This is a genomic window from Streptomyces sp. NPDC107517 (assembly GCF_055582645.1).
Genome location: NZ_JBVJPM010000002.1, coordinates 718,580 through 742,829 on the forward strand (window position 1 = coordinate 718,580; position 24,250 = coordinate 742,829).

Consider the following 24,250-nt stretch of genomic DNA (forward strand, 5'->3'; position numbering starts at 1 on the left):
GCCGGGCGGGGCGGAACGGGGCGGAAGGGGTGGCGAGGTTACGACATGGCGTGCTGTCGCCACGGGGCGGCGGGACGCTCGCGGCGTGGGGCCGCCGGACCCGGCCGGGCCAGTGCCGACGGGCCGAAACCGGTCCGGGGCGCGGGCCCGGCGGGGTGGTCGTGGCAAAAGCGGGCGGCCCGGAGACGCCGGGGATGGGTGAGACTGCCGCCCATGCCCGAGCTTCGACCACCGGTACCGGCCGCCGAGGAGGCCGACCACGTGTTCCCGTCCGCCCGCACGCCCGACGGAGAGGACTCCGAGGAGCGGCTGCGCGCGGTGTTCCGGCGGCTGGCGGATGACGTACGGCACGCCGAGTCGGCGGTGGCCCGGCTGGTGCGCGCGCGGTCCGGGGAGGCCGGTGCGGTCGGCGTCGAGATCGTCGACGGCCGCGCGGCACAGGGGCAGCGGATCCTGGAGGTGGAGAGCGGCGCGTGCCGCACCTTCCAGGCGTTCCTCACGGGCTTCAACGCGGTCACTCCGGTGCCGGACACCCTGACGTCGTCGGCCCCGGCGGGCGGCGACGGGGGAGTGCCGCGGTCCGCGAGCCGTCCGGCCGTCGCCTACCAGGTCCTGGTCGACCGCGACTTCCTGGCCGAGCCCGCGGCGGTGACCGCCCTCGACGAGCGGGTGAGCGCCGGGGAGCAGGTGCGGGTCGTGGACAGTCCGCTGATCAAGCTGGCCGTCGCCGACGGGAACCTCGCGATGGTCCAGGTGAGTCCGGAGCGTGCGCTGCTGCTGCGGTCTCCGCTGGTGATGCTCGCGGTCGAACTGTTCGACATGGCGTGGCGGCACTCGCGCCCGTATCTGCGTAAGGGCGGTGACCTCAGCCCCGAGGACCGGCGGATCCTGCAGTTGATGCTGTCGGGCCTGACCGACGCGGCGACCGCCAAACAGCTCGGCACGTCGCCGCGGACCGTGCAACGGCGGCTGCGCGCCCTCATGGACGTCGCGTCGGTGACCTCGCGGCTTCAGCTCGGCTGGTACGCGATGCGCAACAACTGGGTCTGACCGCAAGGCGGTTGGCCGCAGCCCCCGCAGCGTGGCGAAACCGCGTCAGCGGCGCCGCTGACGCACACTCGCCATCCGGATTCCTTGTACCGGAGAGCGGACATGGGTCAGGATCCGTCCGATCCCGCCCGCCTCCCCCGCCTCCCCCGCCTCTTCCGGTGCCGACGAGGAGTTCGCGTGTCCAGATCCAGACGGTCCCCTGTGCCGCTGCCGGCCGCCGCACTCACCTCAGGTCCGAGCCGGGGCCTACCGGTGATCATCTCGTACGTGGCCGGGTCCGTAGCCGTAGCCGTAGCCGAGTCCGGTCCGGGGACGGGGCGAAGCCCTGACGAGACGGCTCCCCGGCGCGCGGACCGCCCCACGGGATGTCGCCTGCCGGGGGCCTGCGTGGCGAGCGGTCGACATGTCGCCAACTCGCCATTCCGAGGCGCTTGTTGCGCTTGAAGTCGGCCGGATACTTCAGCGGTCGGCCCCGTTGTGCGAAGGAGCGTGTGCGTGGTGCGGCGAGTCCTGCCGAGACCGAATGCCGCCCCACGGCGGAGGAGATCCCTCGCCGCCGTGGTCTCCGGTGTCATGAGCCTGCCACTACGGGGCCTCGGTCGCGCCCCCGTCGTCGAGATTCCGGTGAGGTTCGCCGAGACCACCGAGACCGCGCCGGGCAGCGGCTGTTCGCCGGGCCGGCGGAGGGCGACGTGAAGCTGTCCGGCGTCGGCATCGCGGCCGGCACCTTCCGCGCCCTCGGCGAGCACCTCACCGTCCACGTCACCCACGGGCAGCTCACCCCGCGGTTCGCGAGCCCTGCCGGCAAGGCCTCGTCAACACCCTTGTCACGCACCGGTCCGACCTGACCTGAGTCCTCCCGCCCCACGCGCCTCCCCCCACCGCCCGAGTCCCGTGCCCCTCTTTTCGAAGGAGAGTTCTACGTGAGACCGTCCCAACCGCGGCGTCGGAGAGGCCTGTTCGCCGCCGCGCTCACCGTGGCGATGGGGGTGCCGCTGCTGCAGGCGGTGCCGGCCGCCGCAGGCCCGGCACCGTCCGCGGAGTCCGTACTGGAGTCCAAGGCCGAGACCAAGGTCGTCCAGCAGCTCGACAAGCTCGACAAGGACGACACCAGCACCTTCTGGGTCCGGCTCGACTCGGAGGCCGACACCTCGGCCGCCAGGAAGGCCAGGAAGAAGAACGACAAGGACCGGGCCGTCCTCAAGGCCAAGACCGAGCACGCCGACAAGGCCCAGGCGGGCCTCAAGGCGCTGCTGAAGAAGTCCGGCGCGCACTACGAGTCGTTCTGGATCAGCAACACGATCAAGGTGACGGGTGACAAGGCGCTCGCCCAGCAGATAGCCGCCCGGCCCGAGGTCGCCTCGATCGACGCCGACAAGGTCCTGAAGCTGCCCGCCACCCTCAAGGGCACCAAGGAGGCGCAGGTCGACGGCGTCGAGTGGAGCCTCGACGCCATCAACGTGCCCAAGGTCTGGAACGACCTGGGCGTGCGAGGCGAGGGCATCGTCATCGGCAGCATCGACACCGGTGTCGACTACCTGCACCCGACTCTGATGAGCAAGTACCGGGGCCTGAAGTCCGACGGCACGTACGACCACGACTACAACTGGTTCGACGCCACGGCGAGTTGCACCGGCGACGTGCCCTGCGACGACCACGGGCACGGCACCCACACCATGGGCACCATGGTCGGCGACGACGGCGACGGCGACCAGATCGGCGTCGCTCCCGGCGCCACGTGGATGGCCGCGAAGGCCTGTACGCCCGCCGGCTGCCCCGAGGAGGCACTGCTCGCCGCGGGCCAGTGGATCCTCGCACCCACCGACCACCTCGGCCAGAACCCGCGCCCCGAACTCGCCCCCGACGTGGTGAACAACTCGTGGGGCGCCGACGTCATCGACACCTGGTACAAGTCGATGGTCCAGGCGTGGCAGGACGCGGGCATCTTCCCGGCGTTCTCCAACGGCAACGCGGGCCCCAACTGCGCCACCGCCGGCTCGCCCGGCGCGTACACGAACTCCTACGCCTCCGGCGCCTTCGACAGCTCCGGCAAGATCGCGTACTTCTCCTCGCGCGGCTCCGGTGAGAACGGCGTGGTCAAGCCGGACATCGCGGCGCCCGGCGTCGACATCCGCTCGGCCGCGCCCGGCGGCGGCTACGCCGTCATGTCCGGTACGTCGATGGCCTCGCCGCACACCGCGGCCACCGTCGCCCTGATGTGGTCGGTGTCCCCGGCGATCCGCGGCGACGTCGCGGCCACCGAACGGCTCCTGGACGAGACGGCGATCGACACCGACGACCGGACCTGCGGTGGCACCGCGGGCAACAACAACGTCTGGGGCGAGGGCAGGCTCGACGCGTACGCGGCGGTCTCCGCCACCCCGCGCGGCCCGCTCGGCGGCCTGACCGGCACCGTCACGACCGGCGGCGACCCGCTGGCCGGCGCCACCGTCGAACTCCGTGGCCCGATGTTCGCCACCGCCACCACCGGTGACGACGGCACGTACAAGCTGCCGAAGCTGATGGTCGGCGACTACCAGGTGAAGGTCTCCAAGTACGGCTACACGCCCGGCTCCTCGACCGCCACCGTCACCGAGGGCGCGACCGCGACCCGCGACCTCTCCATCGACGTCGCGCCGACCGCCACCCTCAGCGGCACCCTGCGCACCGCGGACGACCGGGAGGCCGGGGCGAAGATCGAGGTGTCCGGGTCCCCGGTCACCGCGACCTCCGGCGCCGACGGCAGCTACTCGCTCGAACTTCCGGCGGGCAGCTACCAGTTGACGATCACGCCGGTCTCGCCGTGCGCCGACGTCGCCGCGTTCGCCGTCGAGCTCACGGGGGGTGCCAACACCAAGGACCTCACGCTGCCCAGTCGCAGCGACCACTTCGGTACGACCTGCCGTACGACGAAGGACACCGCCTTCCCGACCGGTGACACCAAGCTCAGCATGAGCAGCCCGTACCAGGGCAGCGCCACCGTCAAGTTCCCGTTCCCCGTAGCGCTGTACGGCAAGACGTACCGCTCGGCCCAGGCGGACGTCGAGGGCTATCTCTCCTTCGAGCAGAACGTCGGTGTCTCCGCGAACCGATCGCTGCCCTACACCGGACTCCCCAACGGCTCGCTGTACCCCTTCTGGGACGACCTCCAGCTCGCAACGACCGGCGGGGCCGTCTACTGGTCGACCCGCGGCACCGCCCCGCACCGCGAGGTCGTCGTGGAGTGGCGCAACGCGGTGACGAGCACCGCCCGCACCCAGAAGCTCGACTTCTCCGCCGTCATCGGTGAGGACGGCACGTACTCCTTCCACTACAAGAACCTGACGGGCCACACCTACGCGCGCGGCCTCGGCGCCACCATCGGCGCGGAGAACGCGGACGGCTCCGACGCCTTCCAGTACTCCCTCAACAAGGCCGCCGTCACCGACGGCATGGCCATCGAGTTCCGGCCCGGGCGCAGCGCCGCCCTCACCGGCACCGTGACCGACGCCAACGACAAGAAGGCCGTCGAGGGCGCCGCCGTCACCGTCACCCGCGACGGCGAGCAGGTCGCCACCGGCACCACCGGCGCCGACGGCAGCTATCTGGTCCAGGTCCCGGCCACGGAGAAGGCCAACTCCTCCGACTGCACCGTCGCGGTGTCCGCCGCGCACTACACGGCCGACACCCGCACCGTCACCCTCGCCGCCGGTGCCGCCGAGCGCGCGGACGCCGCACTCGCCACCGGTCTGGTCGCGGTCACCCCCAAGTCGGCGATGACGCTGGTCGTTCCGGCCGACCAGACGCGGCAGCGCACCGTCACCCTCGCCAACACCGGTGCGGCGGCCGACTACACGGTCGAGGAGGCGGGCGGCGCGGGCTGGTTCGGCGCCGACCCGGCCGCCGGGAACCTCGCCAAGAACGGCCAGCAGCAGGTGAAGCTGACCTTCGACACGGCGGGCGTCGCGCCCGGCACCGTCCTCAAGGGCAGTGTCGTCGTGGCGTCCGAGAGCGGCCGGGCCCCGGAGATCAAGGTGCCGGTGACCGTGATCGTGCCCACCTACCAGGCGGCGCTCGACACGGGCGCGGCCAAGGCGTTCGTCGACCACGACGGCGACACCTGGGGCCCCGACCTGAAGTACGTGGCCGGTTCGTACGGGTACGTCGGCCAGTCGGCGAAGCTGTCGACGACCAACGCCATCGAGAACACCGCCGACCAGAAGCTGTACCGCACCGCCCGCGAGGGTGCAGTCGAGTACCGCTTCGACGGCGTGCCGGACGGTGTCTACCAGGTCGACCTGGACCTCGCCGAACTCGGCAAGGTGGCGGCCGGCCAGCGGGTCGTCGACGTGATGGCCGAGGGCGCCGTGAAGCTGCCCGACGTCGACATCGTCAAGGAGACCGGCGGCAGCTACCGGGCCCTGGCGAAGACGTTCACGGTCCAGGTCACCGACGGGCAGCTGAACCTGCGCCTGGTCGCCGTCGGCGCCGAGAAGACGCTCGTGGGCGCCCTGCGCGTCACCCAGCGGCCGGATCTGAGCAGCTGACACCCCTGCACCGCCCGTCACCCATCTGCTTTCGCGCGCCGCGGCGCGCACCCGGGCGGCCGGTCACGGCCGCCCGGCGAGAAGAGGAGCTCGAAGTGATCCGACGCAGACCCCGATGGCGAGGTGTGCTCGCCACCGCGCTGGCCACCGCCGTCGGCGTGCCCTTCCTGGGCGCGCTGCCGGCCGCCGCGGCCGACCCCGCGCCGACCGCCGCCCTGCACAGCAAGGCGGACAGCGCCCTGCTCAAGGACTTCGCCCACGACGACCGTGTCTCGTTCTGGGTGCAGCTCGACTCGGAGGCCGACACCTCCGCGGCGAAGAAGGCCACCGGCAAGACCGCCAGGGACCGCGCCGTCCTCAAGGCGAAGACCGCACACGCCAAGAGCGCCCAGGCGGGCCTCAAGACGCTGCTGAAGCAGGCCGACGCGTCCTACGAGTCGTTCTGGATCAGCAACACCGTCAAGGTCACCGGCAGCAAGGCCCTCGCCGAGAAGATCGCCGCCCGTTCCGACGTCGCGTCGATCCAGTCCGACGACCCGATCAAGCTGCCGGAGCCGCTCAACGGCACCCAGGAGGCGAAGGTCGACGGCGTCGAATGGAACGTCGACCGGATCGGCGCCCCCAAGGTCTGGGACGAGTACGGGGTGCGCGGCGAGGGCGTCGTCATCGGCAGCATCGACACCGGCGTCGACTACCGGCACCCGGCGCTCGCCGCGAGCTACCGGGGCCTGAAGGCCGACGGCGCGTACGACCACGCCTACAACTGGTTCGACGCCACGGGGAGTTGCACCGGCAGCGCACCCTGCGACGACCAGGGACACGGCACCCACACCATGGGCACGATGGTCGGTGACGACGGCAGCGGCAACCGGATCGGCGTCGCGCCCGGGGCCACATGGATAGCGGCCAAGGCCTGCACCACCGAGAACTGCCCGCGCGACGCGCTGCTCGCCGCCGGTCAGTGGATGCTCGCCCCGACCGACGCCGACGGTGACAACCCGCGCCCCGATCTCGCGCCCGACGTCATCAACAACTCGTGGGGCTCCGACTCCCTCGACACCTGGTACCAGACGATGGTGCAGGCGTGGAGGGACGCGGGCATCTTCCCGGCGTTCTCCAACGGCAACAGCGGCCCGACCTGCGACACCGCGGGCTCGCCCGGCGCGTACACCAACACGTACGCCTCGGGTGCCTTCGACAGCAACGACAAGATCGCTGACTTCTCCTCGCGCGGCCCCGGCGTGAACGGCACCGTCAAGCCGAACATCTCCGCGCCCGGCGTGAACGTCCGCTCAGCGGCGCCCGGCGGCGGCTACGCGGCCAAGTCCGGTACGTCGATGGCCTCGCCGCACACCGCGGCCACCGTGGCCCTCGTGTGGTCGGCCGCGCCGTCGCTGCGCGGTGACGTCGCCGCCACCGAGGACCTCCTGAACAAGTCGGCGATCGATGTCGACGCCACCTCCTGCGGCGGTACCGCGGCGTTCAACAACATCTACGGCGAGGGCCGGCTCGACGCGTACGCCGCGGTCGGCGCCGCACCGCGCCAGAACGTCGGCACGCTCACCGGCACCGTCACCACCGACGGCGCCCCGGCCGCCGACGTCCAGGTCTCCGTCGACGGGCCCATGCACGCGTCGCTGACCACGAAGAAGGACGGCACGTACGCCTTCCCGCGCCTGGTCGCGGGCGACTACAAGGTGTCCGTCAGCAAGTTCGGGTACGTCGGTGACGAGGCGAGCGTCACGATCACCGACGGCGGCACCGCCACCCACGACGCCGCGCTCACCACCGCCCCCACCGGCACCCTCAGCGGCACCGTGAGCAGCGCCTCCGGCGCCGAGGCCGACGTCGCGATCAAGGTGATGGGCACTCCGGTCCGCGCCACCACCGGTGCCGGCGGCGGCTACACGCTGAGCCTGCCGGTCGGCAGCTACCAGCTCGACCTGACCCCGCTCAACCACTGCGCGGCCGCGGTCGGTGTGACCGTCGTCGTGGCCGAGGGATCCGCCACCAAGAACGTCAGCCTCACCAGCCGCCGGGACGCCTTCGGCACGACGTGCCGGCAGACCGGGGACGCGTTCCCGACCGGCGACACCAAGCTCGGCATCGGCGGACCGACCAGCGCGTACTCCGCCGTCACCCTGCCGTTCCCGGTCGCCCTGTACGGCCGTACGTACGACAAGGGCTGGGTCTCCCGCGACGGTGAGCTGATCTTCAGCACGCTCTGGCTCGGAGACAACGGCGCACTGCCGAGCACGGGCGCAGCCAACGGCGCGCTCTACCCGTTCTGGGACCAGCTCGCGATGGACGCCTCCTCCGGCGTGTACACCGCGGTGCGCGGCACGGCCCCGCACCGCGCGTACGTCGTGGAATGGCGCGACATGCTGCTCGCCCGGGACACTTCGCGGCGCGTCAGCTTCGCCGCCACCCTCAACGAGGATGGCACGTACTCGTTCCACTACAAGGGCCTGGAGGCGGGCGGCGACCGGGACTACGAGCTGGGCACCGGCGCCACCATCGGCGCCGAGAACCACGACGGCACCGACGCCCTGCTGTACTCCTTCAACGAGCGCTCACTGCGCGACGGCATGTCGCTGGAGTTCCGGCCCGAGGGCCACGCCGTCGTCTCCGGCACCGTGACCGACGCCAACGACACCCAGCCGGTGGCCGGCGCCACCGTCACCGTCGCCCGCGGCACCACGACCCTGGCCACCGTCACCACCCGGACCGACGGCGCGTACCTGACACAGATTCCGGTGGCCGCCGCGGCGAACCACACGGTCAAGGTCACGGCGCCGCACTACACGGCCGCCAGCCGCACCGCCGAGCTGGACAGTCTCACCGCACTGCGCACCGAGACGGCGCTGCGCACCGGAGCCGTCTCGGCCGACAACAGCGTCGGCTGGCAGCTCGTGCTGCCGGTGGGGGAGCAGCGCGAACGCACCCTCACCCTGACGAACACCGGGGCCCCGACCGCGTACACGGTCGCCGAGAAGAACGGTGCGTCCTGGCTGAAGGCCACCCCGGCCTCGGGCAGCCTCGGCACCGGCGGCCGGCAGCAGGTCACGCTGACGTTCGACACCGCGCAGGCCAAGCCCGGCACAGTGCTCACCGGCACGCTCGTGATCACGAGCGAGAGCGCCCGTACGCCGACGATCTCGCTGCCGCTGAAGGTGATCGTCCCGGCCTACCGGACCGGGGTCGACGTCGGCGCCGACACGACCTCCGTCGACGCCCTGGGCGACACCTGGTCCCAGGACCTGCCCTACGCGGCCGGCTCGTACGGCTACGTAGGTGACGGCACCGCCCTCACCTACACGCGCAAGGACATCGCGGGCTCCAGCACCTTCCAGGAGCAGCAGCTGCTGCGCTCGGGCCGCCAGGGCGCGGGCGAGTACCGCTTCGACGCCGTCCCGAACGGCACCTACCAGGTGGAGCTGGGCTTCGCCGAGCCCGCCGCGATGAAGCCGGGCCACCGGGTCTTCGACGTGACGGCGGAGGGCGCCGAGAAGGTCTCCGACGTGGACATCGCCCTGGAGTCGGGCGGTGTCCGCACGGCCCTGTCCAAGACCTTCACGGTCAAGGTGACCGACGGCCAGCTGAACGTGGGCCTGTCGTCGGTCACCGGCACCAGCCTGCTCAACTCGATCCGGGTGACCCAGCGGCCCGACCTGCCCTGATCATCCGCAGCTCACCACGGGCCCGCCCCGGCCGGGGGCGGGCCCGTCCGCGTTCACCCGGGCGGAGGCAGGCGGCGCGGCCGGTGAGGGTGACAGACGGGCCGGTGGGAGGGGGTGCGGGCAGGTCCGCGTTTTCCCTGGCCGGGCGTGGTGGTGCCCGCCGAACTGATCGATCAAAGATCGTTTCCGCAGGTCATCTTAGGTATGCCTAAGTGATGTAGGGCACCGGAGATCATCCAGGACCCCGCTTGTCAGGCCTTGACGAATTACGCAACAATGGCGTTGTGAAATACGTCGGCGAGGCTCAGGAGGCTCCCCAGGGGGCCCCGCAGGAGGAGATCGCGACCGGTGAGCGTTCGACGCGCAACCGGGTCGCCCGCTCCATCCTGGACCACGGCCCGTCCACCGTCGCCGATCTGGCCGGCCGCCTCGGTCTCACCCAGGCCGCCGTGCGCCGCCATCTCGACGCGCTGGCCGCCGACGAGGTCGTCGAAGCACGTGAACAGAAGATCTACGGAGCCCGTACGCGTGGCCGTCCCGCCAAGGTGTTCGCCCTGACGGACTGCGGCCGGGACGCCTTCGACCAGTCGTACGACAAGCTCGCCGCGGACGCCCTGCGCTGGATCGCGCAGCGCGAGGGCGGCGAGGACGCCGTCGTCGCCTTCGCCCGGGCCAGGATCGCCGAGCAGGCCGGCGCCTACCGGGCGGCCGTCGAGTCCGCAGCCCCCGAGGAGCGCACGGAAGCCCTTGCCAAGGCCCTGAGCGCCGACGGGTACGCTGCTACGGCGCGAAGCGCACCGGTCGGCGAGCAGCTGTGTCAGCACCACTGCCCGGTCGCACACGTCGCCGAGCAGTTTCCCCAGCTGTGCGAGGCGGAGACCGAGATCTTCTCCCAGCTGCTCGGCACACATGTGCAGCGGCTGGCCACCATCGCCCACGGCGACGGGGTGTGCACGACCTTCATCCCGAAGATCGCACCCAAGACCACCGCCCCAAAAAACGACACAAACGCATCTGCAAGCACCGCCGGGAGGAACCCCGCATGACGCTCCCTATCGAGGAGACTGCCCACCCCGAGCTCGAGGGTCTGGGCAAGTACGAATACGGCTGGGCCGACTCCGACGCCGCCGGTGCCTCTGCCAAGCGCGGCATCAACGAGGACGTCGTCCGCGACATCTCGGCCAAGAAGTCCGAGCCGGAGTGGATGACCAAGCTGCGCCTCAAGGGCCTGCGCCTCTTCGACAAGAAGCCCATGCCGAACTGGGGCTCGGACCTGTCGGGCATCGACTTCGACAACATCAAGTACTTCGTGCGGTCCACCGAGAAGCAGGCCCAGTCCTGGGAGGACCTGCCCGAGGACATCAAGAACACGTACGACAAGCTCGGCATCCCCGAGGCGGAGAAGCAGCGCCTCGTCGCCGGTGTCGCGGCGCAGTACGAGTCCGAGGTCGTCTACCACCAGATCCGTGAGGACCTGGAGGAGCAGGGCGTCATCTTCCTGGACACCGACACGGCCCTGAAGGAGCACCCGGAGCTCTTCAAGGAGTACTTCGGCACGGTCATCCCGGTCGGTGACAACAAGTTCGCGTCGCTGAACACGGCCGTCTGGTCCGGCGGATCCTTCATCTACGTCCCCAAGGGCGTGCACGTCGAGATCCCGCTCCAGGCCTACTTCCGTATCAACACGGAGAACATGGGCCAGTTCGAGCGGACGCTGATCATCGTCGACGAGGACGCCTACGTCCACTACGTCGAGGGCTGCACGGCGCCGATCTACCAGTCGGACTCCCTGCACTCCGCGGTGGTCGAGATCATCGTGAAGAAGGGCGCCCGCTGCCGTTACACGACCATCCAGAACTGGTCGAACAACGTCTACAACCTGGTCACCAAGCGCGCCGTGGCGTACGAGGGCGCGACCATGGAGTGGATCGACGGCAACATCGGCTCCAAGGTCACCATGAAGTACCCGGCCGTCTACCTGATGGGCGAGCACGCCAAGGGCGAGACCCTGTCCATCGCCTTCGCCGGCGAGGGGCAGCACCAGGACGCCGGCTCCAAGATGGTCCACATGGCGCCCAACACCTCCTCCAACATCGTGTCGAAGTCGGTGGCCCGTGGCGGCGGCCGTACCTCGTACCGCGGTCTGGTCGAGATCGGTGAGGGTGCCGCCGGCTCCAAGTCGAACGTGCTGTGCGACGCGCTGCTCGTCGACACGATCTCCCGCTCCGACACGTACCCGTACGTCGACGTCCGCGAGGACGACGTGTCCATGGGCCACGAGGCGACGGTCTCCAAGGTCTCCGACGACCAGCTCTTCTACCTGATGAGCCGCGGTATGACGGAGTTCGAGGCGATGGCGATGATCGTGCGCGGCTTCGTCGAGCCGATCGCCAAGGAGCTGCCGATGGAGTACGCCCTCGAGCTCAACCGGCTGATCGAGCTGCAGATGGAAGGCGCCGTCGGCTAACGCCGACAGCCCGTCCGTCAGCACACGTCTTGAACTGAGAAAGAGAGCACTACGACAGCCATGGCTGAGGCTCAGAACATCCCGGCGGCGGGATCCACGACCGCCGGCTCGATCGCGGTGGCCGCAGAGTCGACCGTCGCCACGCGCATGAGCGCGCCCCCGTCCTACGACGTCGCGGACTTCCCGGTCCCGCACGGCCGTGAGGAGGAGTGGCGGTTCACGCCGCTCGAGCGGCTGCGCGGCCTGCACGACGGGACGGCGGTCGCCCAGGGCGGTCTGCGCGTCGAGGTGAGCGCCCCCGCGGGCGTCACCCAGGAGACCGTCGGGCGCGAAGACGCCCGCGTCGGCAAGGCCGGCAAGCCGGTGGACCGGATCGCCGCCCAGGCGTTCTCGTCCTTCGAGAAGGCCTCGGTCGTGTCCGTCCCCAAGGAGATGGTGCTCGCCGAGCCCATCCGCATCGCCGTGCACGGCGAGGGCGGCACCGCCTTCGCGCACCAGGTGATCGAGCTCGGCGCGTTCGCCGAGGCCGTCGTGGTCATCGACCACACCGGTGACGCGGTGCTCGCCGCCAACGTCGACTACATCCTGGGCGACGGCGCCAAGCTGACCGTCGTCTCCGTCCAGGACTGGGACGAGAAGGCCGTCCACGTCGCGCAGCACAACGCGCTCATCGGCCGCGACGCCTCCTTCAAGTCCGTCGTCGTCACCTTCGGCGGTGACGTCGTCCGCCTGCACCCGCGCGTCAACTACGCGGGCACCGGCGGCGAGGCCGAGCTCCTCGGCCTGTACTTCACCGACAAGGGCCAGCACCAGGAGCACCGCCTCCTCGTCGACCACGACGCCCCGCACTGCAAGTCGAACGTGGTCTACAAGGGCGCGCTCCAGGGCCAGGACGCCCACGCCGTGTGGATCGGCGACGTCCTCATCGAGGCCACCGCCGAGGGCACCGACACGTACGAGATGAACCGCAACCTGGTTCTGACGGACGGCGCCCGCGTGGACTCGGTCCCGAACCTGGAGATCGAGACCGGCGAGATCGTCGGCGCGGGTCACGCCTCGGCGACCGGCCGCTTCGACGACGAGCAGCTCTTCTACCTGCGCTCGCGCGGTATCCCGGCCGACGAGGCCCGCCGCCTCGTGGTCCGCGGCTTCTTCGCCGAGCTCGTCCAGCAGATCGGTCTGCCGGACGTCCAGGAGCGCCTGCTCGCCAAGATCGAGGCCGAGCTGGAGGCTTCCGTCTGATGGCCTTCGACCGTGCCCGGTTCACCCGGGCCTGCGGATTGAGCGAGCTGGAGGAGGACACCCCGAAGCGGGTGGAACTCGACGGCACGCCGGTCTCGGTCGTCTACACCGAGGGCGAGGTGTTCGCGATCAACGACATCTGCTCGCACGCGAACGTGTCGCTCTCCGAGGGCGAGGTGGAGGACTGCCAGATCGAGTGCTGGCTGCACGGCTCCGCGTTCGACCTCCGCACCGGTAAGCCGTCCGGCCTTCCCGCGACGCGCCCCGTCCCCGTTTACCCCGTAAAGATCGAAGGGGACGACGTGCTCGTCTCCCTCTCCCAGGAGTCCTGAGGCACCCATGGCAACGCTTGAAATCAAGGACCTGCACGTCACCGTCGAGGCCGACAACTCCACCAAGGAGATCCTCAAGGGCGTCGACCTGACCGTGAAGCAGGGCGAGACGCACGCCATCATGGGCCCGAACGGCTCCGGCAAGTCGACCCTCGCCTACTCCATCGCGGGTCACCCCAAGTACACGATCACCCAGGGCACCGTCACCCTCGACGGCGAGGACGTCCTCGAGATGTCCGTCGACGAGCGCGCCCGCGCCGGCATGTTCCTCGCCATGCAGTACCCGGTCGAGGTCCCCGGCGTCTCGGTCTCCAACTTCCTGCGCACCTCGGCCACCGCGATCCGCGGCGAGGCCCCCAAGCTGCGCACGTGGGTCAAGGAGGTCAAGACCGCGATGGAGCAGCTCCAGATGGACCCTGCCTTCGCCGAGCGCAACGTGAACGAGGGCTTCTCCGGCGGTGAGAAGAAGCGCCACGAGATCCTCCAGATGGAGCTCCTCAAGCCGAAGATCGCGATCCTCGACGAGACCGACTCCGGCCTCGACGTCGACGCGCTGCGCCAGGTCTCCGAGGGCGTCAACCGCGTCCGCGAGACCGGCGAGGTCGGCACCCTGCTGATCACGCACTACACGCGCATCCTGCGCTACATCAAGCCGGACTTCGTCCACGTCTTCTCGCAGGGCAGGATCGTCGAGTCCGGCGGCCCCGAGCTCGCCGACAAGCTCGAGGCCGAGGGCTACGAGGCATACACGAAGGGCGGCGCATCCGCGTGACACAGCTGCCGGGCCTCCTCGACACCGAGGCGATCCGCAAGGACTTCCCGATCCTCGACCGGGTACTTCACGACGGCAAGAAGCTCGTGTACCTGGACAACGCGGCGACCTCGCAGACGCCGCGCCAGGTCATCGACACGCTCAGTGAGTACTACGAGCAGCACAACGCCAACGTCCACCGGGGCGTGCACGTGCTCGCCGAGGAGGCCACGGCGCTGTACGAAGGTGCGCGTGACAAGGTCGCGGCCTTCATCAACGCGCCGAGTCGCGACGAGGTCATCTTCACCAAGAACGCCTCCGAGTCGCTCAACCTCGTGGCGAACATGCTGGGCTGGGCCGATGAGCCCTACCGCGTGGACCACGAGACCGAGATCGTCATCACGGAGATGGAGCACCACTCCAACATCGTGCCGTGGCAGCTGCTCTCGCAGCGCACCGGCGCGAAGCTGCGGTGGTTCGGGCTGACCGACGACGGCCGCCTCGACCTCTCCAACATCGACGAGATCATCACCGAGAAGACGAAGATCGTCTCGTTCGTCCTCGTCTCGAACATCCTGGGCACGCTCAACCCGGTCGAGGCCATCGTGCGCCGCGCCCAGGAGGTCGGCGCGCTCGTCCTCATCGACGCGTCCCAGGCCGCCCCGCACATGACGCTCGACGTGCAGGCGCTGCAGGCCGACTTCGTGGCCTTCACCGGCCACAAGATGTGCGGCCCGACGGGCATCGGCGTCCTGTGGGGACGCCAGGAGCTCCTCGAGGACCTGCCGCCCTTCCTGGGCGGCGGCGAGATGATCGAGACCGTCTCCATGCACTCGTCGACGTACGCGCCGGCGCCGCACAAGTTCGAGGCGGGTACGCCCCCGATCGCCCAGGCCGTCGGCCTCGGCGCGGCCGTGGACTACCTGACCTCGATCGGCATGGACAAGATCGCCCAGCATGAGCACGCGATCACCGAGTACGCGGTGAAGCGTCTCCTCGAGGTCCCTGACCTGCGGATCATCGGCCCCACCACGGCCGAGGACCGCGGCGCCGCGATCTCGTTCACGCTCGGTGACATCCACCCGCACGACGTGGGCCAGGTTCTGGACGAGGAAGGCATCGCGGTCCGCGTGGGTCACCACTGCGCCCGCCCCGTCTGCCTCCGCTACGGAATTCCTGCGACCACGCGGGCGTCGTTCTATCTGTACTCCACGCCCGGCGAGATCGACGCGCTGATCGACGGCCTGGAGCACGTACGGAACTTCTTCGGCTGAGGGGCTGGCTGGGAACGTGAAGCTGGATTCGATGTACCAGGACGTCATCCTGGACCACTACAAGCACCCGCACGGGCGCGGTCTGCGCGATGGCGACGCCGAGGTGCACCACGTCAATCCGACGTGCGGCGACGAGATCACGCTGCGCGTGAAGTACGACGGCTCGACGATCAGTGACGTCTCGTACGAGGGCCAGGGCTGCTCGATCAGCCAGGCTTCGGCCTCTGTTCTGAACGAGCTGCTCGTCGGCAAGGACCTGGCCGAGGCGCAGAAGATCCAGGAGACCTTCCTGGAGCTGATGCAGTCGCGGGGCAGGATCGAGCCCGACGACGCGATGGAGGAGGTGCTGGAGGACGCGGTCGCGTTCGCCGGTGTCTCCAAGTACCCGGCCCGTGTGAAGTGCGCCCTCCTGAGCTGGATGGCGTGGAAGGACGCGACGGCCCAGGCGCTGGACGGCGCGGAGAGGAAGACGGCATGAGCGAGACTGTGACCACCAAGCCGGCGTCCGAGGAAGAGGTCCGCGAGGCCCTCTACGACGTCGTCGACCCCGAGCTGGGCATCGACGTCGTCAATCTGGGGCTGATCTACGGCATCCACATCGACGACGCCAACATCGCCACGATCGACATGACGCTCACGTCCGCGGCCTGTCCGCTGACCGACGTCATCGAGGACCAGGCGAAGTCGGCCACCGACGGCATCGTGAACGAGCTCCGGATCAACTGGGTCTGGATGCCGCCGTGGGGCCCGGACAAGATCACCGACGAGGGTCGCGAGCAGCTGCGCGCGCTCGGCTTCAACGTCTGATCGCTCCCGCCGGTTCGTCACGCCCGTACGGCCCCCTGTGCTCCCGGCACGGGGGGCCGTGCTGTTCGGTGTTCGCTCCCGAGTCGCGGGGCGTACGCCTGCAGTTGGCGAACGTGGCCGAAGGTTCTCGTCGACACCCGCCCCGATGAGAGGCCTTCATGCAGCACTTCCTTCCCACCTCCCGCCGCGGAGCCTTCGCCGTCACGGGCGGCGTGCTCACGCTGGCCCTCGCGGGGCTCAACAGCCCGGCGGGCGCGGTGAGTTACGGGACGCCGACGATCGCACTCTCCGCCTCGTACGTCTCCGGGGCGGTCGGCGCCACGGGCGACCCGGCCGTGACCGTCACCGTCGGCCAGAGCGGCGCCGACGCGTCGGCGCTGACCGTGGCCGCGTCCGCGAGCACCAAGTCGTCCGTCGCCGGCACGGGGAACGTCACCGTCACCGGGTCGGGCGCCACCCGGCAGGTGTCCGTGGCCGCGCAGGGCCGTGGCTACGCCGACCTCACCCTCAAGGTGACCGGCGTGGACGGCAAGACCGCCACCAAGACGCTGCACTACGCCGCCTCGGCCGCCGTGCAACAGGGTTCCGACACCCGCTACTTCACGGGTTCCAGCGACGCGTCCGCCGCCGTCGACGCGGGCGGCGGCTACGTCCTGGTCGCCGACGACGAGTCCAACGTCCTGCGTCTCTACAGCGGTTCGGTCTCCGGCGCGCCCGTCAAGACGTGGGACTTCAGCTCGCAGCTCGGGGTGACCAAGGAGGTCGACATCGAGGGCGCCACGCGCGTCGGCGACACGATCTACTGGACCGGGTCCCTCGGCAACAACAAGGACGGCGAGTACAAGTCGCCCCGGAACACGGTCTTCACGACCACCGTGAGCGGCAGCGGGGCCGCGACGCAGCTGTCGTACGGCAAGGCGTACAAGAAGCTGCGGGACGACCTGGTCGCGTGGGACGAGGCGAACGGGGACCGCTACGGGTTCGCCGCCGGCACCGCGGACGGGCAGGTGCCCAAGCAGGTCGACGGGTTCAACGTCGAGGGCCTCGAATTCGCGCCCGGGTCGACCAGCACCGCGTACATCGGGTTCCGTGCGCCGCTCGTGCCGCCGAAGGACGGGGGCAAGGCGCTCATCGTGCCCGTCACCAACTTCGACAAGGTCGTGTCGAGCGGGACGAAGCCCGTGTTCGGGACGCCCGTCGAGCTCGACCTCGGCGGGCTCTCGGTGCGCGACATCCGCAAGAACGCCGCGAACCAGTACCTGATCGTGGCCGGCAGCTGGGCCGCCGACGACAACTCCGACCCGTACGCCCTGTACCAGTGGGACGGCGTCGCGGGACACGCGCCGGTCAAGCGGATGGACCTGCCGACGAGTGACCCCGGCGGCTGGGAGGCCGTGGTGAGCGTGCCCGACCTGACGCAGTCGGGCGCCCGCGTGCAGCTCCTGACCGACAACGGTTCCGCCGACCTCTACGGCGACGGCACCGAGGCCAAGGACCTCACGCACCCGGAATGGAAGAAGTCCAGGGCGGCCTGGTTCGGCGTCACCGGCTGATCCGCGCGCACGGGGGCGCGTCGCGGGCCCGCGCGGCAGACTGGGCGTCATGACTTCTTCGCTGTACCAAGTCGTCGTGAACGCCCGGGATCTGCCCGCGCAGGCCCGCTTCTGGTGTCAGGTCCTCGACTGGAAGGTGCTGTTCGAGGACCGGGAGGAGATCGTCATCGGCGCCGACGCGACCACGCTGCCGGGGTTCTGCTTCGTGCCGGTGGGCGAGGGCAAGACGGTCCGGAACCGCCTGCACGTCGACCTCAGCCCCGACGACCGGGACGCCGAGGTCGAGCGCCTCATCGGGCTCGGGGCGCGGCGCGTGGACGTCGGGCAGGGCGAGGACGTGACGTGGGTCGTCCTCGCCGACCCCGAGGGGAACGAGTTCTGCGTCCTGCGGCCGAAGAAGACGCTCCTCGACTGAGACCGGGACCGTGACGGCCGGCGGTCAGACGTCGGACCGGGACGCGAGCTCCAGCGTGTGGGCGAGTCCCTCCCTGCGGATGCGCTGGTCGATGTAGAGCAGCGCGGTGACGAGCGGCAGGAACACCGAACCCACCAGCTGCACCAGCAGACTGCCGATCATGGACAGGACCATGACGAAGCCCAGCTGCGGCACCATCGCCTCGAACACGTCGGAGACGTCCTGACCCGGTTCGTACGCCTGCACAGTCGGGTCCGGCATCGCGAACTGGAGCGGCACGCGCACCGCGAGCGACACGGCCATCATGATCGCGCCGGCCAGCAGGGAGATGCCGAACGTGCGCCACCAGGCGCCCCGCACCAGGCGTGCCGAACGGCGCAGTGCCTGGATCGGCCCCGCCCCCTCGAGCGTGGCGGCCGCCGGGCCGAACAGGAACAGGACGTAGATCCAGACCACGAGCGGCACCGTCACCGCCAGGAGCAGAAAGAGCACGCCGACCGGGGCGACCGACTGCGTGATCAGGGTGACGAAGAGCGACACCATGAACGCCACGGCCAGGCCCGCCGGGATCAGCGCGATCAGGCCCATCAGCAGGCCCACGCCGAGCACGGAGGGCGTGCGGGACCAGGCGTGCCGCCACACCGCCCCGAAGCGTGCCGGCCGCCCGAGCACCGCCTCGCGCAGCACCACGGTGCACGCGGACTGGATGAACGCCGTGCCGACCGTGAGCACCACCATGCCGAAGGCCCACGCGATGCCGAACGCGACGAGCACCGGCCGCAGGTGGCTCCAGTCGGGCTCGGCGTGCCGGTCGATGAGCGCCCGTACGTCCTCCGAGACGGCCGCGTAACCGAGCGCCAGCGCGCCCGCCATGAGCACGCCGAGCACCAAGTACACGAGGAGGACCGTGCCGAACAGCGGCTTCGCGTGACGGCGCATCGTGGTGAAGGCGCCGCCGAGTATGCGGTCGACGCCGAGCGGCGCGAGCGGGATGACACCCGGCTGCGGCGGGGGCGGCGGGGGTGCCCAGGCACCGCCCCAGCCGTAGCCGCCCGGTCCGCCCGGGCCGTATCCGGGTCCCTGACCCGGTCCCCGTCCCCACATGTCCGTCATCTCGCCGCACTCCCGGGAGTAGGTCGTCCCTGTGGCCCCCCACAGTGATCGCGACACGATAGCCCGACCGTGCTATGTACGCTCGTACACAACGATGCGTACACTCGTACACATGGGATACGTACTGCTCTCCGGCGCCATCGCGGCGGAAGTGGCCGCCACCACGGCCATGAAGTACAGCGAGGGATTCAGCCGGCTCTGGCCCTCCCTGATCACCGTCTCCGGCTATCTGATCGCGTTCGCGCTGCTCGCCCAGACGCTGAAGACCGTGCAGGTCGGGACCGCGTACGCGATCTGGGCCGGCGTCGGCACGGCAGTCATCGCCGGGATAGGGATGCTCTTCCTCGGCGAGGCGATGACCGCGGCCCGGCTCGCGGGGATCGCCCTGGTCATCGGCGGCGTGGTGCTGCTCAACATGGGCGGCGCCCACTGATGGCGCGGCGCTACGACCCCGAGCGGCGGCAGCGCATCATCGACGCCGCGATCCGCGTGGTGGGCGAGAAGGGCATCGGCGGACTCAGCCACCGCAGCGTCGCCGCCGAGGCCGATGTGCCGCTCGGCTCGACGACGTACCACTTCAAGACCCTCGACGAACTCCTTGTCGCCGCGCTGCGCCAGGCCAACGAGGGGTTCGCGAAGGCCCTGGCCGGCAGCGCCGTCCTCGAGGCGCCGCGCGGACGGCTCGCCGCCGGGCTCGCCGCGGTCCTCGGCGAGTGGCTCGCCGGTGAGCGCACCGGCGTCGAGCTCGAGTACGAGCTGTATCTCGCCGCCCTGCGCAGGCCCGCGCTGCGGCCCGTCGCCGCCGAGTGGGGCGAGAGCGTCGCCGACGAGCTGTCGCGCGGCACCGACCCGGTCACGGCCCGCGCGCTGGTCGCCCTGATGGACGGAATCTGCCTCCAGGTCCTGCTCACGGACGCCGTCTACGAGGAGGAGTACGCGCGCGACATGCTCGCCCGGGTCATCGACGGGGCGCCCGGCCAGGACGCGGACGCTGTCGCGGCCGACCGGCCGGGGGAGCGCGGCGCGCCCGGTACCTGAGACACCGGCCGTACCGGTTCGCCCCCGCGGCGCACCTCCGGTTAGGTTTCACCCATGTCTGACTCTCCCGCCAGCACCACCGCTCAGCGCACCACCGGCGCCGTCGCCGCAGGCCTCGCCACGCTCACCGCCGACGGAACCGTCCTCGACACCTGGTTCCCCGCCCCGTCCCTCCAGGACGAGCCGGGCCCGGCCGGCACCGAGCGGCTCTCCGCCGAGCGCGCCGCCGAACTGCTCGGCGAGGGCGCCGCGAAGGCCATCGGAACCGACACCCGCCGCGGTGTGGAGACCGTCGCCGTGCGCACGGTCATCGCCTCGCTCGACGACAAGCCGCTCGATGCGCACGACGCCTACCTGCGCCTCCACCTGCTCTCCCACCGGCTGGTCAAGCCGCACGGGCAGAACCTGGACGGCGTCTTCGGCCTCCTCGCGAACGTCGCCTGGACCTCGCTCGGCCCGGTCGCCGTCGACGACGTCGAGAAGGTCCGCCTCAACGCACGCGCCGAGGGCCTGCACCTCTCCGTGACGTCCATCGACAAGTTCCCCCGCATGACGGACTACGTCGCGCCGAAGGGCGTCCGCATCGCCGACGCCGACCGCGTCCGGCTCGGCGCGCACCTCGCCGAGGGCACCACCGTCATGCACGAGGGCTTCGTCAACTTCAACGCCGGCACGCTCGGCACGTCGATGGTCGAGGGCCGCATCTCCGCCGGCGTCGTCGTCGGCAACGGCTCCGACATCGGCGGTGGCGCCTCCACCATGGGCACGCTCTCCGGCGGCGGCAACGTCCGCATCACGATCGGCGAGCGCTGCCTCGTCGGCGCGGAGGCGGGCGTCGGCATCGCCCTCGGCGACGAGTGCGTCGTCGAGGCCGGCCTGTACGTCACCGCCGGCACGCGCGTCACGATGCCCGACGGCGAGATCGTCAAGGCCCGCGACCTGTCCGGCGCCTCGAACATCCTCTTCCGCCGCAACTCGGTCACCGGCGCCGTCGAGGCCCGCCCGAACAACGCGGTGTGGGGCGGCCTGAACGAGATTCTCCACAGCCACAACTGACACACCCCGCAACCGAAGTGGCCCGCACCGGCATCCGGTGCGGGCCACTCGCGTCATCCCGGGCACAATGTCCCGCGCATTTCTTGCGCACGCAGGCATAGCGAGGGGGCGCCGCGCGCGTCACAAGGAACAGCAGGGGGGCAGCAGGGCCGCCCGACGGGGAAGAGAAGGTGAAGATGGATGCGGGCAGGGAAGCACCGGCGGGGTATGCCGGGCAGACGGCGGGCGAGGCGGGCGGGGATCGCTGGGACAGCTTCCGCGAGTTCGTGGCGGGCAGGTCATCCGCGCTCCTGAGGACCGCGGTGCTCCTCAGCGGGGGCGACCGGCACGCCGCCGAGGACCTGCTCCAGAACGCGCTGATCAAGGCGGCCGGACGCTGGCACCGGATCGACGAACCGGAGGCCTACGTACGGAAGATCCTCTACCGCCAGCAGATCAGCAGATGGCGCCTGAAGTGGCGCGGACGGGAACTGACCGTCGCCGAGCCGCCGGAGAGTCGTGCAGGGGTCGACTCTTCCCACGCCGCCGACCTGCGCATCGTGATGCGCACCGCGCTCGCCAGGCTCACCGCCCGGCAGCGCACCGTACTCGTCCTGCGCTACTTCGAGGACCTGCCCGAGGCGGACGTCGCCCGCCTGCTCGGCTGTTCGGTGGGCACCGTGCGCTCGACCACGCACCGCTCGCTCGCCAAGCTGCGCAGCCTCGCGCCCGAACTCGCCGCGCTCGGTCCGGCCGACGTCGAAGACCTGCCGTCCCGTGACTTCTCGCCCGTGGAGGTGCGTCCGTGAACGTCGATGAACTGCTCCGTGACGCACTGCGCGAACAGGCTGCCGACGGCGCGGCCGTGCCGTCCGGCTTCGCCGATCGGGTGCTCCGCGTGCGGCATCGCCGCCGGGTCCGCACCATCGCAGGCGCCGCGGTCGCCACGGCGGCGGTCGTCGCCACCGCGGTCGCCGTGCCCGTCCTGCACTCGGGCGGCCAGGACGTACGCCCCGCGAGCCGGATGAACCAGAGCGACATCATCGCCCACCCGGACCAGTCGCCGCCGCGGGACCTCATCGCGGCGGGGGACTCGGCCCTGGCCGCGTTCTCCACGTACAAGAAGGTCAAGCAGCCGCACCGCGACGCCGTCATGGAGCGCACCTACGGGCTGCTCAACCAGAAGACCGGCAAGTACGACAGGACCACCCGGTGGTCGTGGGTGGACGTGGCGCCCGGCATGCGGACGGCCGCCGTCCTGGAGAAGCGGCTGCCCGCGGACCGCATCGGCCTGCTCGACCTGATCACCGGCAAGGTGGAGCGCTGGATCGAGCTCGACAAGGGCGTGGGCGGGGTGAGCTTCTCACCGGACGGCAGGAAGCTCGTCGCCACGACGTACGCCAAGAACCCCGACCACCTCTACTGGGCGCACAAGATGATCGTGAACGGCAAGGGCCAGCCGGGGCCGGTCGCCAGCCGGACCGGGTTCGCCGTCGTCGACGTCGCGTCCGGCACGTCGGTCTGGCACGAACGGCCCTTCTGGAAGGACGAGATGGGCTGGTCGCCGAACGCGCGCGCCGACCTCCGCTTCAGCCACGACGGCAAGCTCGTCTACGAGCCGATCCCGACGCAGCCCGGCCGGATCTACTACGACCTGAACGGCCGCAAGGTGGCCACACCCGCCGCGGAGAAGCACGTGTCGTGGGTGGAGGCGGGGCTGTCGCCGGACGGCAAGCTCGTCGCGGGTGACTTCGCCGGCCAGAACGGCGAGATCGCCTCGGCGATCGTCGATCCGCTCAGCGGCAGGATGATCACGAAGGTGCCGGGGCAGCAGCTGCTCGCCTGGGCCGACAACAAGCGGCTCATCGCCTGGGGCTGCGACCCCAAGAAGTGCCGCGGCACGGGCGAGTTCCGCAACCAGCTGCTCCTGCTCACCATCGGCAGCGACAAGGTCGTCCAGCTCAGCGACTTCCGCAAGGCGTCCGCCGACTACCCGGGCCGCTGGACACCACAGTTCACGACGCGCTGACGAGTCTTTCGTACGCGGTCAGCAGCCCGTCGGTCACCTCGTGGCCGGCGGGCCGCAGCGGTGCGCGGACCGGGCCGGCAGGCAGGCCGAGCGCGCCGAGCAGCGCCTTCGCGGTGACCGTGCCCGGCAGACCTGACGCCATCATCAACTCGACCAGCGGCGCTGCCAGTTGCTGGAGCCGGGCCGCCTCCCGGGTGTCGCCCGCGTCGAAGGTGTCCAGGACGGCGCGCAGCGCGCGCGGCGCCACGTTCGCGACCGTCGACACGAAACCCGCACCGCCCACCGCGTACAGCGGGAGCGCGAACTCCTCGCAGCCCGCGTAGTACGCGAGACCGGTCGCGCCGAGCACCTTCTGCGTGCCGAGCATGTCGTACGCGCAGTCCTTGACGGCCACGATCCGGGGGTGGGACGCCAGCCGGATCAGGGTGTCCGGCTCGATGCGCGTGCCGGTGCGGCCCGGGATGTCGTACAGCATCACCGGCAGTCCCGACGCGTCCGCGATCTCGCCGAAGTGCGCCTCCAGGGCGTCCTGCGGCGGGCGGCTGTAGTACGGGCTGACGACCAACAGGCCGTCCGCGCCCGCCTTCTCGGCCCCGGCCGCCAGCTCCACGGTGTGCCGCGTGTCCGCCGTGCCGATGCCCGCGACGACCAGGACCCGCTCCCCGACCGCGTCCTTCACGGCCCGCACGAGCGCTGCCTTCTCCTCGTCCGACGTCGTCGGGGACTCGCCGGTGGTGCCGGACAGGACGAGACTCTCACAGCCCTCGGCCACCAGGTGGGCCGCCAGGCGCTGCGCGCCGTCCAGGTCCAGGGCGCCGTCGTCGGCGAACGGCGTGACCATGGCGCACAGGGCACGGCCGAAGGGCGGGTGCGGGGAGTTCGCGAGGCTCATAGGTGCAGTCTCGGCGCCCCGACCGTGCAGCTCCACTTAATTCTTC

General features: G+C 70.6%; 21 protein-coding genes. 19 read left to right on the forward strand and 2 right to left on the reverse strand.

Features of this window, described 5'->3' with window-relative positions; translation table 11 throughout:
• Positions 1-213 precede the first annotated feature (213 nt).
• The 14 genes from ACZ67T_RS07015 (at position 214) to ACZ67T_RS07080 (ending at position 18,097) form a co-directional block, all read left to right on the forward strand.
• Entirely contained in the window at positions 214-1,050 is an 837-nt protein-coding gene (locus tag ACZ67T_RS07015; RefSeq protein ID WP_469982034.1) for a sigma factor-like helix-turn-helix DNA-binding protein, read from the forward strand.
• 692 nt (positions 1,051-1,742) lie between these two features.
• The gene (locus ACZ67T_RS07020; protein ID WP_469982035.1) at positions 1,743-1,898 is read left to right on the forward strand and encodes a hypothetical protein; all 156 of its coding nucleotides are present in this window, start codon (positions 1,743-1,745) and stop codon (positions 1,896-1,898) included.
• A 75-nt stretch (positions 1,899-1,973) separates the two neighbouring features.
• The gene (locus ACZ67T_RS07025) at positions 1,974-5,576 is read left to right on the forward strand and encodes a S8 family serine peptidase (RefSeq protein ID WP_469982036.1); all 3,603 of its coding nucleotides are present in this window, start codon (positions 1,974-1,976) and stop codon (positions 5,574-5,576) included.
• 95 nt (positions 5,577-5,671) lie between these two features.
• The gene (locus ACZ67T_RS07030; protein ID WP_469982037.1) at positions 5,672-9,256 is read left to right on the forward strand and encodes a S8 family serine peptidase; all 3,585 of its coding nucleotides are present in this window, start codon (positions 5,672-5,674) and stop codon (positions 9,254-9,256) included.
• 284 nt (positions 9,257-9,540) lie between these two features.
• Entirely contained in the window at positions 9,541-10,302 is a 762-nt protein-coding gene (locus ACZ67T_RS07035) for a helix-turn-helix transcriptional regulator (RefSeq protein ID WP_469982039.1), read from the forward strand.
• Complete coding sequence (sufB, locus tag ACZ67T_RS07040) at positions 10,299-11,723, forward strand: Fe-S cluster assembly protein SufB (RefSeq protein WP_227294060.1); 1,425 nt, start codon at positions 10,299-10,301, stop codon at positions 11,721-11,723. Before ACZ67T_RS07035 ends, sufB begins: the two co-directional genes overlap by 4 nt.
• A 60-nt stretch (positions 11,724-11,783) precedes the next feature.
• Positions 11,784-12,965: a Fe-S cluster assembly protein SufD gene (gene sufD / locus ACZ67T_RS07045; protein WP_469982041.1), complete on the forward strand. Its 1,182-nt coding sequence runs from the start codon at positions 11,784-11,786 to the stop codon at positions 12,963-12,965.
• Positions 12,965-13,297 carry a non-heme iron oxygenase ferredoxin subunit gene (locus tag ACZ67T_RS07050; RefSeq protein ID WP_116502749.1) on the forward strand — a complete coding sequence of 111 codons (333 nt, stop codon included), beginning with the start codon at positions 12,965-12,967 and terminating at the stop codon, positions 13,295-13,297. Before sufD ends, ACZ67T_RS07050 begins: the two co-directional genes overlap by 1 nt.
• Before the next feature lie 7 nt (positions 13,298-13,304).
• Positions 13,305-14,069, forward strand: a complete 765-nt coding sequence (gene sufC / locus ACZ67T_RS07055; RefSeq protein WP_100592409.1) for a Fe-S cluster assembly ATPase SufC — start codon at positions 13,305-13,307, stop codon at positions 14,067-14,069.
• Positions 14,066-15,322: a cysteine desulfurase gene (locus tag ACZ67T_RS07060; protein ID WP_469982042.1), complete on the forward strand. Its 1,257-nt coding sequence runs from the start codon at positions 14,066-14,068 to the stop codon at positions 15,320-15,322. Before sufC ends, ACZ67T_RS07060 begins: the two co-directional genes overlap by 4 nt.
• A 16-nt stretch (positions 15,323-15,338) precedes the next feature.
• Positions 15,339-15,800, forward strand: a complete 462-nt coding sequence (gene sufU / locus ACZ67T_RS07065) for a Fe-S cluster assembly sulfur transfer protein SufU (RefSeq protein WP_100592411.1) — start codon at positions 15,339-15,341, stop codon at positions 15,798-15,800.
• A complete protein-coding gene (locus ACZ67T_RS07070; RefSeq protein WP_100592412.1) occupies positions 15,797-16,129 on the forward strand; it encodes a metal-sulfur cluster assembly factor in 333 nt (110 codons plus the stop codon). The genes sufU and ACZ67T_RS07070 overlap by 4 nt, the downstream gene beginning before the upstream one ends.
• Before the next feature lie 158 nt (positions 16,130-16,287).
• Positions 16,288-17,682, forward strand: a complete 1,395-nt coding sequence (locus tag ACZ67T_RS07075; RefSeq protein WP_469982043.1) for a hypothetical protein — start codon at positions 16,288-16,290, stop codon at positions 17,680-17,682.
• A gap of 49 nt (positions 17,683-17,731) precedes the next feature.
• On the forward strand, positions 17,732-18,097 hold the full coding sequence (locus tag ACZ67T_RS07080) for a VOC family protein (RefSeq protein WP_469982044.1): 366 nt from the start codon (positions 17,732-17,734) through the stop codon (positions 18,095-18,097).
• 24 nt (positions 18,098-18,121) lie between these two features.
• On the opposite strand, the gene ACZ67T_RS07085 is transcribed toward ACZ67T_RS07080, so the two are convergent.
• Positions 18,122-19,210 (reverse strand): DUF7847 domain-containing protein, encoded by a 1,089-nt coding sequence (locus ACZ67T_RS07085; RefSeq protein ID WP_469982045.1) that lies wholly within the window; start codon positions 19,208-19,210, stop codon positions 18,122-18,124.
• A 112-nt stretch (positions 19,211-19,322) separates the two neighbouring features.
• Here ACZ67T_RS07085 and ACZ67T_RS07090 point away from each other — a divergent pair, with 112 nt between their 5' ends.
• From ACZ67T_RS07090 to ACZ67T_RS07110, 5 genes are all read left to right on the forward strand, one after another.
• On the forward strand, positions 19,323-19,643 hold the full coding sequence (locus ACZ67T_RS07090; protein WP_266669279.1) for a DMT family transporter: 321 nt from the start codon (positions 19,323-19,325) through the stop codon (positions 19,641-19,643).
• Positions 19,643-20,248, forward strand: coding sequence for a TetR/AcrR family transcriptional regulator (locus tag ACZ67T_RS07095; protein WP_469982047.1), 606 nt, complete (start codon positions 19,643-19,645; stop codon positions 20,246-20,248). Before ACZ67T_RS07090 ends, ACZ67T_RS07095 begins: the two co-directional genes overlap by 1 nt.
• 54 nt (positions 20,249-20,302) lie before the next feature.
• Positions 20,303-21,304, forward strand: coding sequence for a 2,3,4,5-tetrahydropyridine-2,6-dicarboxylate N-succinyltransferase (dapD, locus tag ACZ67T_RS07100; protein WP_469982048.1), 1,002 nt, complete (start codon positions 20,303-20,305; stop codon positions 21,302-21,304).
• A gap of 176 nt (positions 21,305-21,480) precedes the next feature.
• Positions 21,481-22,092: a SigE family RNA polymerase sigma factor gene (locus ACZ67T_RS07105; protein WP_469982299.1), complete on the forward strand. Its 612-nt coding sequence runs from the start codon at positions 21,481-21,483 to the stop codon at positions 22,090-22,092.
• Positions 22,089-23,312 (forward strand): SMP-30/gluconolactonase/LRE family protein, encoded by a 1,224-nt coding sequence (locus ACZ67T_RS07110; protein ID WP_469982050.1) that lies wholly within the window; start codon positions 22,089-22,091, stop codon positions 23,310-23,312. Before ACZ67T_RS07105 ends, ACZ67T_RS07110 begins: the two co-directional genes overlap by 4 nt.
• Here ACZ67T_RS07110 and dapA read toward each other — a convergent pair.
• Positions 23,299-24,204: a 4-hydroxy-tetrahydrodipicolinate synthase gene (gene dapA, locus ACZ67T_RS07115; RefSeq protein ID WP_469982052.1), complete on the reverse strand. Its 906-nt coding sequence runs from the start codon at positions 24,202-24,204 to the stop codon at positions 23,299-23,301. The genes ACZ67T_RS07110 and dapA overlap by 14 nt on opposite strands.
• Positions 24,205-24,250: the final 46 nt, after the last annotated feature.

Bases quoted from the DNA above. Each gene is read 5' to 3' on its own strand.
- ACZ67T_RS07075 (WP_469982043.1), top strand. From the start codon at position 16,288: ATGCAGCACTTCCTTCCCACCTCCCGCCGCGGAGCCTTCGCCGTCACG.
- sufC (WP_100592409.1), top strand. From the start codon at position 13,305: ATGGCAACGCTTGAAATCAAGGACCTGCACGTCACCGTCGAGGCCGAC.
- ACZ67T_RS07050 (WP_116502749.1), top strand. From the start codon at position 12,965: ATGGCCTTCGACCGTGCCCGGTTCACCCGGGCCTGCGGATTGAGCGAG.
- sufD (WP_469982041.1), top strand. From the start codon at position 11,784: ATGGCTGAGGCTCAGAACATCCCGGCGGCGGGATCCACGACCGCCGGC.
- ACZ67T_RS07070 (WP_100592412.1), top strand. From the start codon at position 15,797: ATGAGCGAGACTGTGACCACCAAGCCGGCGTCCGAGGAAGAGGTCCGC.
- ACZ67T_RS07095 (WP_469982047.1), top strand. From the start codon at position 19,643: ATGGCGCGGCGCTACGACCCCGAGCGGCGGCAGCGCATCATCGACGCC.
- ACZ67T_RS07080 (WP_469982044.1), top strand. From the start codon at position 17,732: ATGACTTCTTCGCTGTACCAAGTCGTCGTGAACGCCCGGGATCTGCCC.
- ACZ67T_RS07090 (WP_266669279.1), top strand. From the start codon at position 19,323: ATGGGATACGTACTGCTCTCCGGCGCCATCGCGGCGGAAGTGGCCGCC.
- ACZ67T_RS07105 (WP_469982299.1), top strand. From the start codon at position 21,481: ATGGATGCGGGCAGGGAAGCACCGGCGGGGTATGCCGGGCAGACGGCG.
- sufB (WP_227294060.1), top strand. From the start codon at position 10,299: ATGACGCTCCCTATCGAGGAGACTGCCCACCCCGAGCTCGAGGGTCTG.
- ACZ67T_RS07085 (WP_469982045.1), bottom strand. From the start codon at position 19,210: ATGACGGACATGTGGGGACGGGGACCGGGTCAGGGACCCGGATACGGC.
- ACZ67T_RS07015 (WP_469982034.1), top strand. From the start codon at position 214: ATGCCCGAGCTTCGACCACCGGTACCGGCCGCCGAGGAGGCCGACCAC.
- dapA (WP_469982052.1), bottom strand. From the start codon at position 24,204: ATGAGCCTCGCGAACTCCCCGCACCCGCCCTTCGGCCGTGCCCTGTGC.
- dapD (WP_469982048.1), top strand. From the start codon at position 20,303: ATGTCTGACTCTCCCGCCAGCACCACCGCTCAGCGCACCACCGGCGCC.